This is a genomic window from Cellulomonas fimi (assembly GCF_028583725.1).
Lineage (GTDB): Bacteria > Actinomycetota > Actinomycetes > Actinomycetales > Cellulomonadaceae > Cellulomonas > Cellulomonas fimi_B.
Genome location: NZ_CP110680.1, coordinates 2034557 through 2048202 on the forward strand (window position 1 = coordinate 2034557; position 13646 = coordinate 2048202).

General features: G+C 74.3%; 14 protein-coding genes. 2 read left to right on the forward strand and 12 right to left on the reverse strand.

Annotation, left to right across the window (positions count from 1 at the left end; genetic code table 11):
* Positions 1–5 precede the first annotated feature (5 nt).
* The 3 genes from OOT42_RS09325 to OOT42_RS09335 all read right to left on the reverse strand — a co-directional run bounded on the left by OOT42_RS09325 (position 6) and on the right by OOT42_RS09335 (position 1467).
* Complete coding sequence (locus tag OOT42_RS09325) at positions 6–329, reverse strand: SHOCT domain-containing protein (RefSeq protein WP_273654583.1); 324 nt, start codon at positions 327–329, stop codon at positions 6–8.
* Positions 330–364: 35 nt separating this feature from the next.
* Positions 365–811 carry a DUF6325 family protein gene (locus OOT42_RS09330; RefSeq protein ID WP_272726968.1) on the reverse strand — a complete coding sequence of 149 codons (447 nt, stop codon included), beginning with the start codon at positions 809–811 and terminating at the stop codon, positions 365–367.
* 134 nt (positions 812–945) lie between these two features.
* Entirely contained in the window at positions 946–1467 is a 522-nt protein-coding gene (locus OOT42_RS09335; RefSeq protein WP_273654584.1) for a hypothetical protein, read from the reverse strand.
* Between the two features lie 155 nt (positions 1468–1622).
* Between OOT42_RS09335 and OOT42_RS09340 the strand changes: the two genes are divergently transcribed.
* The gene (locus OOT42_RS09340) at positions 1623–4415 is read left to right on the forward strand and encodes a cation-translocating P-type ATPase (RefSeq protein ID WP_273654585.1); all 2793 of its coding nucleotides are present in this window, start codon (positions 1623–1625) and stop codon (positions 4413–4415) included.
* A gap of 6 nt (positions 4416–4421) precedes the next feature.
* On the opposite strand, the gene OOT42_RS09345 is transcribed toward OOT42_RS09340, so the two are convergent.
* The 7 genes from OOT42_RS09345 to OOT42_RS09375 all read right to left on the reverse strand — a co-directional run bounded on the left by OOT42_RS09345 (position 4422) and on the right by OOT42_RS09375 (position 11245).
* Positions 4422–5384 carry a manganese catalase family protein gene (locus OOT42_RS09345; protein ID WP_273654586.1) on the reverse strand — a complete coding sequence of 321 codons (963 nt, stop codon included), beginning with the start codon at positions 5382–5384 and terminating at the stop codon, positions 4422–4424.
* Positions 5385–5512: 128 nt separating this feature from the next.
* Positions 5513–6157, reverse strand: a complete 645-nt coding sequence (locus OOT42_RS09350) for a DUF3618 domain-containing protein (protein ID WP_273654587.1) — start codon at positions 6155–6157, stop codon at positions 5513–5515.
* Positions 6154–6561, reverse strand: coding sequence for a phage holin family protein (locus OOT42_RS09355; RefSeq protein ID WP_273654588.1), 408 nt, complete (start codon positions 6559–6561; stop codon positions 6154–6156). Before OOT42_RS09355 ends, OOT42_RS09350 begins: the two co-directional genes overlap by 4 nt.
* Positions 6558–7412, reverse strand: coding sequence for a hypothetical protein (locus tag OOT42_RS09360; protein ID WP_273654589.1), 855 nt, complete (start codon positions 7410–7412; stop codon positions 6558–6560). Before OOT42_RS09360 ends, OOT42_RS09355 begins: the two co-directional genes overlap by 4 nt.
* 302 nt (positions 7413–7714) lie before the next feature.
* Positions 7715–8764 (reverse strand): glycosyltransferase, encoded by a 1050-nt coding sequence (locus OOT42_RS09365; RefSeq protein WP_273654590.1) that lies wholly within the window; start codon positions 8762–8764, stop codon positions 7715–7717.
* A 113-nt stretch (positions 8765–8877) separates the two neighbouring features.
* The gene (locus OOT42_RS09370) at positions 8878–10239 is read right to left on the reverse strand and encodes a PP2C family protein-serine/threonine phosphatase (RefSeq protein WP_273654591.1); all 1362 of its coding nucleotides are present in this window, start codon (positions 10237–10239) and stop codon (positions 8878–8880) included.
* Positions 10240–10264: 25 nt separating this feature from the next.
* On the reverse strand, positions 10265–11245 hold the full coding sequence (locus OOT42_RS09375; RefSeq protein WP_273654592.1) for a hypothetical protein: 981 nt from the start codon (positions 11243–11245) through the stop codon (positions 10265–10267).
* Positions 11246–11416: 171 nt separating this feature from the next.
* Between OOT42_RS09375 and OOT42_RS09380 the strand changes: the two genes are divergently transcribed.
* Positions 11417–11794 (forward strand): aldehyde dehydrogenase, encoded by a 378-nt coding sequence (locus OOT42_RS09380; protein WP_273654593.1) that lies wholly within the window; start codon positions 11417–11419, stop codon positions 11792–11794.
* Between the two features lie 44 nt (positions 11795–11838).
* Here OOT42_RS09380 and OOT42_RS09385 read toward each other — a convergent pair whose 3' ends face one another.
* Positions 11839–12102 carry a nuclease gene (locus tag OOT42_RS09385; RefSeq protein WP_273654594.1) on the reverse strand — a complete coding sequence of 88 codons (264 nt, stop codon included), beginning with the start codon at positions 12100–12102 and terminating at the stop codon, positions 11839–11841.
* A gap of 365 nt (positions 12103–12467) precedes the next feature.
* Positions 12468–13589 carry a hypothetical protein gene (locus OOT42_RS09390; protein WP_273654595.1) on the reverse strand — a complete coding sequence of 374 codons (1122 nt, stop codon included), beginning with the start codon at positions 13587–13589 and terminating at the stop codon, positions 12468–12470.
* Positions 13590–13646: the final 57 nt, after the last annotated feature.

A 13646-nucleotide genomic window follows, 5' to 3' on the forward strand; every position in this document is an offset into this window, starting at 1 on the left:
GACCGTCAGGAGGCGAGGATCTGCGCCTTCTGCGCCTCGAACTCGGCCGGGGTCAGGACGCCCTGGTCGCGCAGCTCGGCCAGCTGCTTGAGGTGGGCGATCTTGGTGTCCATGTCCGGGCTCTCGGTCTCGGGCGTGGGCGCCGGCGCCGCGACGTACACGGGCTGCGCGTACGTCGGCTGCGCGTAGGCCTGCGGCTCGGCGTAGGCCTGGGGCTGGGCCTGGTCGGCCCAGCGCTGCTGCTGGCGGTGGTGCACGCGTCCGGACACGGCGCTCGCCGTGCCCGCGACGACGGCCGTGCGGGCCACCCCGCGGATCAGTCCTGGCATGGTCTTCCTCCTCCGGGTCGTTCGCCGTGGGTCCGTCAGGCGGCGTCGAGGTCGTCGAGCGCCGCGAGGATCGCCTGCACCGGGATGCGGCCGCTCGCGACGAGCTGCCCGCCGCCGCGCCGCAGCGCCGCCGCGAACGGCGCCGCCCACCGGTTCTCGAAGACGAGGATCCCCGCCGCCGAGCCGTTCTGGAGGGCCTGCGCGGCCTCGGCGACGTCGTCGTCGCCGATGAGGCCCGACGCGGCGCCCTCGAAGAACGACAGGTCGACCTCGCCGGACGCGGCCTCGTGCAGCTCGAGCGCGTGCACCTCGCCGTCCTCGTCCTTCTCCACGAAGACGAGGTCGAGCACGCGGATGATCCCGCGGTCGACCAGGTCCACCAGCAGCGGGAACGCCGTCCCGTCGAGCTTGTTCCTCGGGAACTCGACGACCAGGTAGTCGATCGGCCCGAGCTCCTCGGTCGTGTCCTCCACGTCGCTCACGTCGTCCTCCTCGTGTCGTGCCCGCTGCGCGCGTGCCCGTGGACGCCTCGACGGGTCCCGGGTTCGTCACTCTCGTCGGGCGCCCACGCGCGCACATCACCCGCTGCGGGTGGTAGGGCTGTGGCGGGCGGTCGTCAGTGGTGGAGCGAGAGCTTGAGCGCGACCATCGCGAGGCCCAGGAAGGCGGTGAGGAGGCTCGCGAGGAACCGCCGCCAGCCCGTGATGCCGCCGGCGCCGGCCATGTTCCAGCCGACGAACCCGAGCAGCGCGACGTTGATGACGAGCGCGATCTCCACGCCGCGCGACGTCTCCACCCCGATCACGGCCTCCACGAGCAGCACCACGACGGGCACGAGGCACGCCGCGACGAGCGGGAGACCGTCCTGGACGACCTCGGTGCGCTCGTGCCCGTGCAGCGGCCGGCCGAGCAGCGACCGGAGCGCGACCCAGTGCGCGTACGTCTCCGCGGCCCAGTACACGAGCAGCGTGCCGACGAGGGCGATCGCCAGGCGCGCGAGCCCGAACTCGTCGGGCGCGGCCGCGAGGACGGAGCCCGTGATCACGAGGCCGTACAGGTGCGACGCGCGTCGCCGGTGCTGCTGCGCGTGCGACAGCGCGCGGACGGCCTGCTCGGGTCGGGTGCTGTCGGTCGTCACAGGGGCAGTCTGCACCCGGCGTCCGGAGGCGTCCCGGTGGCGCGGCCTCACCTGCGACGAGTGAGGCGACGGACCCGCACCTCGTCCTAGCGTCGGCCGGAAGGACGAGGCACCGCGGGCCCGGTTCGCGCCGGGTCGACCGAGGGAGGGTGGTCGTGACCCAGTCGACTCAGGCGCCGGCAGCGCCCGGTACGTCCGGCAACGACACGCGCTGGTGGGCGCTCAGCGCGGACGAGGTCGCGCGCGCGCTCGGCACCGACCCGCGCACAGGCCTGTCCGGCGGCGAGGTCGGGATGCGCCAGCGGCAGTACGGCCCGAACACGCTGACCGCGCAGGCGCCGCCATCGGTCTGGTCCGTGCTGCTGGGGCAGCTGCGCGACCCGATGAACCTCATGCTCGTCGCCGTCGCGGTCGTCAGCCTGGTGATCGGGCAGTTCTCGACCGCCGCGATCGTCGGGTTCCTCGTGCTCCTCAACGTCGTCATCGGGACGCGCCAGGAGATGCAGGCGCGCAAGAGCGTCGACGCGCTCGCGACGATGCAGGAGCCGATGTCGAAGGTGCGCCGCGAGGGCGCGGTCGCGCTCGTGCCGGCGCACGAGCTCGTGCCGGGCGACGTCGTCGAGCTCGAGGCGGGCGACATCGTGCCCGCCGACGGGCGGCTGGTCCGCACCGCGACGATGGAGACGCAGGAGGCGGCGCTCACCGGGGAGAGCGCCCCGATCGGCAAGGCGACGGACCCGCTCGCGGACGAGGACGTACCGCTCGGCGACCGCGCCAACATGGCGTTCCAGAACACCGCGGTCACGCGCGGCACGGGCACCCTGCTGGTCACCGCGACCGGCATGACGACGCAGATCGGCCACATCGCGACGCTGCTGTCGTCGGTCGAGAAGACCAAGTCGCCGCTGCAGCGCGAGCTCGACGCGCTCACCAAGGTGCTCGGCGCGATCGCGTGGTCCGCCGTCGCGCTCATCGTCGTCATCGGCGTGCTGCGCGGCGACCCGATCGGCGACCTGCTGTTCCTCGCGACCGCGGTCGCCATCTCCGCGATCCCGACCGGCCTGCCCACGTTCGTGCAGGCGATGCTCGCGTACGGTGCGAAGCAGCTCGCGGCCGCGAAGGCGATCGTCGCGAACCTCGCGGACGTCGAGACGCTCGGCGCGACGAGCGCGATCAACTCCGACAAGACGGGGACGCTCACGCTCAACGAGATGACCGTGACGGCGCTGTGGCTCGGCGGCCGGCACTACACCGTCGAAGGGGCCGGGTACGCGAAGACCGGTCGCATCCTGTCGCCCGCGGGCGCCGAGGTCCCCGACCTGACGCCGCTCGCCTACGGGCTGTGCCTCGCGAGCGACGCGCTCGTGTCCGACGCGGGGGACGTCGTCGGCGACCCCACCGAGGCCGCGCTCGTCGTGCTCGCCGCGAAGCTCGGGGTCGACGCCGAGGAGAGCCGCCGCACCTACCCGCGCGTCGCCGAGGTGCCGTTCGACTCCGCCTACAAGTTCATGGCCACCGCGCACTGGATGCCGTGGCGCGACCAGCCACGCGTGCTGATCGAGGTCGTCAAGGGCGGGCCGGACGTCGTGCTGCAGCGATGCACGCACGCGCTCGCGGCCCCCGGACGGTTCGTCGACATCGCCGAGCTGCGGCCCGCGATCGACGCCGAGCAGGACCGGCTCGCGCAGTCCGGGCTGCGCACGCTCGCGTTCGCCGTCCGCATCCTCACGCCCGCCGACGAGGCCGGCCTCGTGGCCGACCCGATGGCGTACGTGCAGCAGCTCGTGTTCGTCGGGATGGTCGGGATCATGGACCCGCTGCGGCCGTCGGCGAAGGTGTCCGTCGAGATCGCGCACCGCGCGGGCATCGACGTCCGCATGATCACCGGCGACCACGCCGTCACCGCATCCGCGATCGGCTCCGACCTGGGGCTGCCTCCCGGCGCGATCAGCGGCGCCGAGCTCGCCCGGATGACCGACGACGAGCTGCTCGCCCGGCTGCCCGACCTGCACGTCTTCGGCCGCGTCACCCCCGAGGACAAGCTCCGGCTCGTGCAGCTCATGCAGCGCCAGGGGCTCGTCGTCGCGATGACCGGAGACGCCGTCAACGACGCCGCCGCGATCAAGCAGGCCGACATCGGCGTCGCGATGGGATCCGGCAGCGAGGTCACCAAGCAGGCCGCGCGCCTCGTCCTCACCGACGACAACTTCTCCACCCTCGTGCACGCCGTCGAGCTCGGCCGCAGCATCTACCAGAAGATCACCGCGTACATCCGGTTCCAGATGAGCCAGCTCATCGGGCTGGTCCTGCTGTTCCTGCTCGCGACGATCGCCGACGTCAACGGCGGCGTCGCGCTCACGCCGATGATGGTGCTGTTCCTCAACTTCTTCGTCTGCGTCGCGCCGGTCATCGCGATCATGCTGGACCCCGTCGGGCCGGAGATCATGAGCCGCCCGCCGCGGGACCCGAAGCAGGGCATCGGCAACCGGCACGCGATCAGCCGCTGGGTGCTCTACGGCGTCGTCCTGTGCCTCGCGACGGCCGTGCCGCTCGTCGCCGGCCCGGACGAGCTGTCGACGGACGCGCCGAGCGCGTCGATGACCATGGCGTTCGTCGTCATGGGCCTCGGGTCCACCCTGTCCGGCCTGATCCTGCGGCGCGAGCCCGAGTCCGGCCTGCTGCCGCCCGTGCTGTCCGCGGTCAAGGTGCTGACCGTGCCCGTGCTGCTCGTGGTCCTCGCGACCGAGCTGGACTTCCTGCAGGGCTGGCTGACCACGCAGTCGCTCACGAGCCCCCAGTGGTTCGCCGCGATCGGTCTCGCGCTCCTGCTGCCCGTGGTCGCGGAGGTCGACAAGGCGTTCATGCGGCGCCGCCGTGCGACGCCCGCACCGCTGACGCCCCAGGAGGCGGTCAGCCCGGTGCGGGCGCGCACGACGGACGTGGCCTGACCCGGGTCAGCCGCCCGTCGGCGGGACCGGCCCGTACAGCGGCTGCACCTCGGCCATCTCGAGGTCCGCGGTCGCCTGGATGAGCGCGAGCAGCTCCGGGTCGAGACCGGGCGCGAACTCCTCGAACCGCTCCTCGGCGATCGTCGACGGGACGCCCGCGGGCGCCTGCTCGCTCGCGTCGAGCGTCGTGCCGTCCTTCGACGGCGACATGCCCTGGAAGATGCGGCCCGCCTCCGAGGCGGCGGTCAGGTCGAACGAGTACTGCTTGCTCTGGAGGCCCAGGTCGAGCAGCTTCTTGACCTCGGGGAACCTCTCCGCGTTCGTCTTCGGGATCGGCAGCACCTTCGCCCAGTCGACGCCGAGCGTCTCGAGCGCACGCGCGTACGCGTTCTCGTGCGCCTGGTCGCGCACGATGAGGTACGCGATCGTCGAGCGCGCGGTCTTGTTCGCCGTCATCTCGTAGATCCGGCACTTCTGCAGCCGGCCCGTCGACTCGAGCATGAGGTTGTAGAGCAGGTCGAGCACGAGGTTGCCCGAGTTGTAGACGTAGGACCCGCTCCACGGGTTGCCCGCGGCGTCGACGGGCAGCGCACCCTGCGCCGCGACGAGGTAGTGGTGGATGTTGCTCTCGTCGAGCGCGAGCCGCAGCGGGATGTCGCCACCGCTGCCCGGCGTGTCGAGCGGGTCGGTCTTCTTGCCGTTGTACCGGGGAGAGCCGTCGAGCAGCCGGGCGATCGTCGTGCCGATGAGCTCGACGTGGCTGATCTCCTCCGTCCCGATGCCCTGCAGGAGGTCGCGGTAGGGCTTCCCGGCGGGACCACGGAAGTTGATGCTCTGGAACAGGTACTGCATCATCGTCCGCATCTCGCCGAACTGACCGCCCAGACCCTCCTGGAGCGCGTTCGCGGCGGCCGGGTCGGGCTCGTCGGCCTCGATCTCGTTGATGAGCCTCTGGACGTGCAGGTACACGGTCGACCTCCCTCGTCGGCGCGGACCGGTCCCGGCCCACGGGCGTTGCTCAGCTCGGCCCACCCGGCGATCGGCGCCGGGCCGGCGACGGGCGGCGGGGCCGGGGGAGCACCCGCCGCCCGCGTCCGTCAGACGCCGGAACCGGGCGTCGGCGACCCCTCGGCGTGCGCGCCGCGCACCTCGTCGGTCGCACCGCCGGCCTGGGACCTCAGGTCCGCCGCCGCGTCCTGGCCGTCCTGCCGCAGCGTCTGGCCGGCCTCGGCCGCACGGTCCTTGACCGCGGTCGCGGCCTCCTGCGCGGTCTCCTTGAGGTTGCCCGCGACGTCCTGCGCGACGCCCTTGGCACCCTCGACGAGCGGGGCGGCCTGCTCCTTGGCGGCGCTGGCGAGCTCCTGCTCCTTGCGGCTCGCGGGCATCAGGGACGAGACGAGCCACCCGATGCCGAAGGCGACCAGGCCCGCGGCGAGCGGGTTGCCCTGCGCCTTCTCCTTCGCGGCCTGGGGGAGGTGGCTCGCGGTGTCGCCGACCGACGAGACCACGCCCGACGCGCGGTCCTTCACGTCGTGCGCGGTCTGGCTCGCCGAGCCGGCCGCGTCGGAGGCGGAGCCCATGACGCGGTCCTTCACGCCGCCGACCGCCGAACGGACCTTCTCGGTCTGCCGGTGGACGACCTGGCTCGGGCTCACCTTGTCGGTCAGCGCGTCGACGTCGGAGCTCAGCTCCGCACGCGTGCGCTCGATGTCCTCACGGATCTGCTCCGGGTCGGTGCTCATGCGTTCTTCTCCTCCTGGCCTCGCAAAGCGTTCGGGATCTTGCTGACGGTGTCGGCCGTGCGCGGCATGCCCTCGACGCGCCTCGACTCCGCACGTGCGCGTGCGAAGAGCACGGCACCGACGATCGCCCACAGGACGGCGACGACGACCGCGGACCAGCCGTGGCCGATCGCGTCGCCCAGCGCCCACCAGAGCGCGATCGACAGGAACAGCAGCACGAAGTGCCCGGCGACGCCGGCACCGGCGAACATCGACCCGCTCTTGGCGGCGTGCTGCACGGCCTGACGGGCCTCGGCCTTCGCGAGCTCGACCTCCTGCCGCATCAGCGTCGACAGGTCACGCGAGATCTCGCCGACGAGCTCGCCGACCGACGGCTGCGGGGGAGCGGCGCCGGTCTCGCTCATCGCAGCTCACCCGTCAGCGGGCTCGGCGTCGTGCTCGTGGTCGCCGTCGTGGGCGGTGTCGTCACCACCGTCGGGGTGTCGTAGGCGACCGCCGTGGGCGGCTCGGTACGCGCGCTCACCCGGGTCGGGTACGTGCCGGACGGGCGCGCCGACGCCTGCGACGCGTCGTCGGACGACGCGTCCTTGAGCCCGCGCGTCAGGCGGCCGAGGACGATCCCCGCGCCCGCGGCGACGAGCAGGAACGTGCCGGGACGGCGCCGCGCGAAGCGTCGGACCTCGTCGAGCAGCTCGTCGGGGCCGTGCCCGTCGAGCCAGTCGCCGATGTCCCCGAGCCGCTCGCCGACGTTGCGGACGACGTCGGTCGCGAGGGACTGCTCCTGCGACGACGACGCCATGTCGGAGAGCTGACGGCCGGTCGTGGACAGCCCGCCCGCGAGGCGGCGCTGCTGCGTGCTGGCCTGGTCGGCGACCTCGCCGCGCGCCTGCGACCACAGGTCGCCGAGCTGGCGGCGCGCCTCCTGCCCGACGGCGCGGGCCTCGTCCTTCGCCTCGCCGAGCAGCTGTCCGCCGGCCTCGGTCGCGGACTCCTTGAGGTGCTGCGCCTGCTCGCGCGCGGTGTCGGCGGTGCTCGAGCCGGAGCCGCCCGTCGTGCCGGAGGTCGTCCCGCCGGTCGCGCCGGTCGTGCCGGACGTGCCGGACGTGAATCCCCCGGTCGTGCCGGAGGTCGTGCCCGACGTCGTGCCGCTCGGGTAGGCGGGCGAGCCGCCGGTCGCGGCGGTGCCGGACGTCGTGCTCCCGCCGGTGGGGACGGTGCTCCCGCCCGGGGTGGTGCTGGTGTACGGGTCAGCCATGATGCGCCTCGTCTCGGGATCGGTGGGTGCGACCTCGACGCGGGCGCTGTGGCGCGCACCGGTGTCGAGGAGTCGACGGAGTGCGAACCTTCTTGCCGCGGGTCGACCGCCGACGGGCACGGGGAGGCCGGCGCTGGAGGCGTCGACGAGGGGGTCCGTGCCGCGGCCCGGGCGCGTGTCCTGCCCCGGGGCGACGGTCTGCCGGGCGGTCTGCTCCGCCCGACGGTTCGACGCTAGGCCAGCCTGGGGAGCCTCGCCATTCGGGCGACGGGACGACCGCACCGCGCGCGGACGACGGACGCTCAGAGCGTGCAGCGACGCCGCAGCGCACGCGTGCTCGACGCGGCCCGCACGAGCCGGCGGCCGCGGTACGGCACGCCGCCCGTGGCCCGTCGGGCGAGCGCGACCCACGTGCACACCGCACGCTCGAGCACCCAGACGGGCGCGAGGACGGCCGACGTCGCCGGGAAGACGGCGGCGCCGCCGGACCGCGCGCGCCCGCGCCAGGCGACCAGCACGGCGGCGACGCCGAGAGCGACGACCGGCGCGGGCCGTCCACGCACGACGGACCACGCGAGCACGGGCAGCACGGCCGCCTCGGCGACGAGCCGCGGGGGCTGCGCGAGGCTGTCGTACGCCTGCCGGACCCGCTGCGACCAGAAGTACCGGGCCGACGGCGGGCGGCGCGCGACGAACAGGCCGGACGCGCACCGCTCGGTCCCGCCGGTCGCGCGGATCGTCCGCAGCAGCTCGAGGTTCTCGAACAGGACGTCGCCCGCGTACCCGCCGGCGCGCAGCAGGGTCGAGCGGCGCACGACGAGCGTGCCCGGGAAGTCCTCGCCGAGCCCGCGGTTCACGAGGCTGCGGGCGGTGTCCCAGCGGGCGTGCCAGGACATCGGGCGGAAGACGTTCTGCACGCGCACGACGTCGGCGTCGCCGAGCAGGGCGAGCGCCGTCCGCAGCTGCCCGGGCGTCCACCGCACGTCGTCGTCGGCGAGCACGACCGCGTCGGTGCGGGCGGCGCGCACACCGGTCATCACGCCGGCGACCTTCCCGTTCGCCCCCCACCACGGCTCCGGCCGCAGGTGGCGGACGGTCGCGCCCCAGGCGGCGGCGTGCGCCGCGAACCGTGCGGGCGGCGACCCGTCGACGACGGTCACCGGCACGTGCCGGGCGAGGTCGCGCAGGTAGGTGGTGAGGTCCGCGAGGTCGTCGTCGTGCTCCCAGCGCAGCGGGAGCACGTACTCGGCGTCGAGCAGGACGCCGTCGTGCGGGTCGGGGACAGTCGAGCGGCCGCCCGGGTTCCCCCGCGGTCCGGTCCGCGTCGTCGAGTCGTCCGCACGCTCAGCCATCGGTCCTGCCCCCGTACCGCCGTCGTGCGGCACCGGTGCTGGACCCGGCCCCAGCCTAGGAGCGTCACGCGGGTCGCGCGTCCCGACCGTCGTGCCGTCGCGCGGCCGTGGCGTCAGGCTGGGGACTGCGGGTGGAGCCGGACCGCGACGAGGGCCACGTCGTCCTCGCCGACGCCGGCGGGGAGCTCGGTCACGAGCGCGTCGACCAGCGGGTCGAGGTCGAGGCCGCCGGTCTGCTCGAGCATCCGGCGGAGCGCCGCGAGGCCGTCGGGCAGGTCGCGGTCACGGCGCTCGACGAGGCCGTCCGTGTAGAGCAGGAGCGTCGAGCCGCGCTCGAGCGTCGTGACGCTCTCGGCGCGCGGAGCATCGGCGAGGATGCCCAGCAGCGGCCCGTGCCGGTGACCTCCGAGCGTCACGACGTCGCCCGCGGGCGTGACGACCATCGGCGGGAGGTGGCCGGCGCAGGACCACCGGACGCGTGTGACGCCACGCTCCCGTTCCGCGGGCGTCTGCTCGAGCCGCGCGACGGCGGCCGTCGCCGGGGTGCCGATCCGGAGCGTGCGCATGGCCGCGTCGAGCTTCCCCAGCACGTCGGCGGGTCCCTCGCCGGTCGTGACGGCGATCGCCCGCAGCATCGAGCGCAGCTGCCCCATGACGGACGCGGCCTCGATGTCGTGCCCGGCGACATCGCCGATGACGACCATCGTCGCCCCGTCGGGCTGGAGGAACGCGTCGTACCAGTCGCCGCCCACCTGCGTGGACTCGCCGGCGGGCCGGTACCGGACGACGACCTCGAGGTCGTCGGGCTGAACGGGTCCCGTGAGGAGGGCGCGCTGCAGCGCCTCGGCCACGTCGCGCTGCTGCCGGTACCGCCGTGCGTTGTCGAGGGCGAGCGCCGCAGCGTCCGTGACCTGGCGCAGCGTGGTGAGCTCGTCCCGGGTCAGTGCGCGCCGCGCGGCACCGAACAGCGACAGCGCGCCGATCGTGCGGCCGGCGCGGACCAGGGGCAGGACCGCGAGCCACGTCGGCGCGAGCGCGTCGACGAGGTCGTGCACCGGTCCGGGCCGCAGCACGCCCTTGAGCGCGTCCGCGGCGTCGGCGCGGACCTCGACCAGGTCGCCGTGCTCGATCGAGCGCGAGAGGAAGGACCGGTCGGACAGTGCGGCGATGCGCTCGGACGCGTACGCGGCGACGACCGGGCGCAGCGCGGGGTCGGTGTGCCAGCTCGAGATGTCGCGGAGGTGCCGACGGCCCGGCCGGGGCTCGTCGTCGTCGACGAGCGTGACGACGCACCAGTCCGCGAGCGCGGGGACGAGCAGGTGCGCGAGCCGCTCGGCGGCGACCTCGGCGACCATCGTCGACGCGAGCTCGGCGGTGACCCGGGCGAGCAGCGGTGCGAGCCCGACGGGCTCGGCCGCGGCGACCGGCGCGCCGTCCGTGACCTCGTCGCCCTGGGCGGACCGGTACGCGTTCACCGGGCTCACGGTACGTCACACCGGGTCAGGGGCCTGCGTCGCCGTGCAGCCCGTGCGCGACGCTCGCGAGGAGCGCGTGCGCCGCCGACTTCTCGGGGACGTCCAGCCGGAGCGCGCAGTCACCGGCGGTGACCGTGACGGAGGCGACGTCGCGGTAGTCCGGGTGCGGTGGCGCGGTGAGCGCGTCGATCGCCGCGAGCGCGATCGCGAGCCGGGACGCGGAGTGCTCGGGCGCCCGCCCGCGGACGAGGGACGCGCGTCGCCCGACGACCTCGAGCACGCGGTCGTCACCGGCGAGGACGGCGCCGTGCAGCGTCATCGGGGAGAAGGCGTGCGTCGCGTGGTGCAGCGCGGCCCGGGCACCGTCGCCGTGCCGTCGGACGACCCGACGGTCGTGCCACGCCCACGCCCGCAGGTCGGCGTGCGCGCGGCTCACCGCGAGGACGTCGGCGCGCAGCGCGAGGTCGTCGTTGCCGAGGTGCACGGCCGACGGGGGAGCGGCCGACGGGTGCGCGGCCTCCCGCAGCGCCCGCCCGAGGGTCCCGGACGACGGGTCGGCGAACGTCCCGCGCAGCGCCTCGACCAGCCGGTCGACGGTCTGGCGCGACGAGCCGTTGTACCGGACGGCGAGGGGGGCACCGTGCCGGGGGTGGATCGTGAGCCGGCCGTCGAGCAGGCTGACCGCGTCGTGCACCGCCGCGACGTCGTCGACGGCGACCACGCGCACGTCGTAGGGCGCGCGCGGCGTCGGTGCCGCGCGGCCGTCCGGCGTCCCGGTGCGGCTCAGCACCGTGAGCCGCTCGGCGTCCAGCACGAGCAGGTGGTCGTAGAGGTCCATGTCGGGACGTGCATCCCGGCGCGCGATGTTGCGGGGAACCTTGAGGACGAGCGTCGCCGCGGCGAGGTCGAGCGGGTGGTCCCGGTAGAGGCGCGGCACGTCGTCGGGTGTGGTCACCTCGTCGACCCACGGGCCGAAGCGAGCGTACTCGGCGGTCTCCGTCGTCATCCCCGTCCCGTCCCGTCGGTCCTGGACGCAACGTACGTCACCGGAGCGGGCGCAGGCGGGACGTCCGGCCCGGTCGTGACGTCTGGTCGGGCGTGGCCGCCCGGCGTAGCGTCGCGGAGGTCAGCGGCACACGACGCGAAGGGCGGGCGGACGATGAGCATGATGGCGGACATGATGAGGTCGATGCCGGCGACGGCGGGCATGGACATGACGGCGATGCAGCCGTGCATCGAGGCGTGCGCCGCGGCGGCCATGGCCGCGACGATGTGCGCCGACGCGGACGCCGGCGAGGGCATGGGGCGATGTGCCTCGATGTGCACCAGCACGTGCGACGTCGCGACCACCACGATGCGCATGATGATGCGCCCCGCGGGCTACGACGCGGGTGCGATGACGGCGATGATGGCCGCCTGCGTCGCCATGGGGGAGGCGTGCGCCGCCGAGTGCGACATGCACGCCGAGATGTCGGAGCACTGCCGCATCTGCGCGGCGGCGTGCCGCGCCATGGTCGACGCGTGCCGGACCGTGATGACGTCGACGAGCGCGTGATGACGTCGACGAGCGCCTGACGACGAGGCCGGCCGGCGGCCCCGTCAGGAGCGGTGGTCGCGCGCCGGCCGGGCCGCGAACCACACGCCGCCGACGGCGAGCAGCTCGGCGACCGGGTGCACGGCGACCGGCTCACCCGGGTCAGGCGTCGCGCGCGTCGTGACCGTGCGGGTGTCGCCGTCGAGCAGGGCGACCGTCACGAGCGCGTCGCCCTGCGCGACGACGATGCCGTCGCGCCAGGCGGTCGGGGAGGCGGTGGCGACGACCTCCTGGATGGGCAGGACGTCGACGCGGGTGGGCTGAGGCACGGAAGGCTCCGGGTGTCCGGTGGGGCGGTGTGTCGGCGCGCTCCCGCGGGCGGGCGTCGAGCCCGGGCGGCGGGGCGCGTGCGTCGGTCGACGCGAGGGTCCTGAGCCTGCGAACCAGGCGTGACGCCTGCGGGGCGGGGCGGACCGGCTGACTACGGGGTCGTCAGCGACACATTCGACACAGACACCGGATCGTCGGCTGCACGTCGGAGGCACCCGCGAGGCGCGGGTTCTCGGACAGGGGCAGGACGACGGACATGGTTCGAGTGTGAGAAGGGTGTCCGCATGCTGTCAAGCGTGCTCGCATGCCGGACAGCCGCGTCTCCCGACGGCCGGCGGCTGCCGGGTGACCCGAGCCGCGGCGACTACGGCTTCGCGATCTTCGCGCCGAACGCCGCCTTCACCTTCGCCTCCACCCGGAACGCGTCGACCTCGCCCTCCAGGCTGTTGTAGGCGGCGAGCACCGCGTCCCGGACGGCCCCCGCCTTCGTGCGCACCGCCGCCTGGTCCGCCGTGCTCGGGCGCTTGGCGCGGGCGACCTTCGCCCACGCCGCGGCCAGCCCGGTGATCGCGGTGCCGACGGTCGTCAGCCGCTCACGCAGCGCCTTCTCGACCGCGCTCGGGTTCCTCGCCGCCGCCATCCGCGTGAGCTTCGGCTGGAGGACGTTCCGCTGCCAGGTCGTGAACACCGCGACGTGCGGTGCGCCGTCCGCGAGCACGGAGTCCGGCTGGGCGAGCTCGTCGAGCCCGCCGAACGCGGCCGAGCTCTGCATGAGCAGCTGGAGGAGCTCCCGATGCGCGCCGTACATCACGTCGAACATGCGGCCGGCGTGCGCCACCTGGTCGGGATCGAGCGGCGTCGGGTAGGTGGTGGCCTTCACGGCCTCGACGACCGTGAGCGGCATCTTCGTGGTCGCGTGGATCTGCGCCGGGCTCTGCCGCTGGTCGAGGAGCGACCGGATGATCACGACGTCCTGGTCCGCGTGCCGCGACTCGTGGTACAGCGTCCCGACGACCTCGGTGACCTGCTGCGGCGTGAGGTCGCCCAGCACGGTCGGCGGCACGTCGCCCTCCCGGAACTTCGCGGTGTTGACCAGCACCTTCCAGTGCTCCGAGTCGAACGCGCCGGCAGCACCGTCGCCCGACACCAGCGCCCACGCGAAGTGCGGCACCCCCGCGGCCTTGAGCTCGCCGGCGATCGTCGTCATGACGGCTTTCACGAAGTCGTCGATCGGCATCCGCTTGTTCGACCGGTACAGCCGCGCGGCCTGGTCGACGTACCTGTCCTGGCTCGGCTGCAGGTCCAGGCCGTAGGCGGCGCGCTGCACGACGGGCCGCGCCGGGTGGGTGGACCCCCGGCCCTGCACCGCCTGGCGGGCCGCGCGGTTGCCCGCCGTGCGTTGCAGGGCGACGAGCGCGTCGGGCGACCCGAGCCCCGGTGCGGGCGCAACCGCCTCCCGACGACGCGGTGCGTGCGGTGCGCGCACCCGGTCGTCCCTCGGCGTCGCGGCGCCGTGGGCTCGCACGGTCGCCTCCCTCCGGAC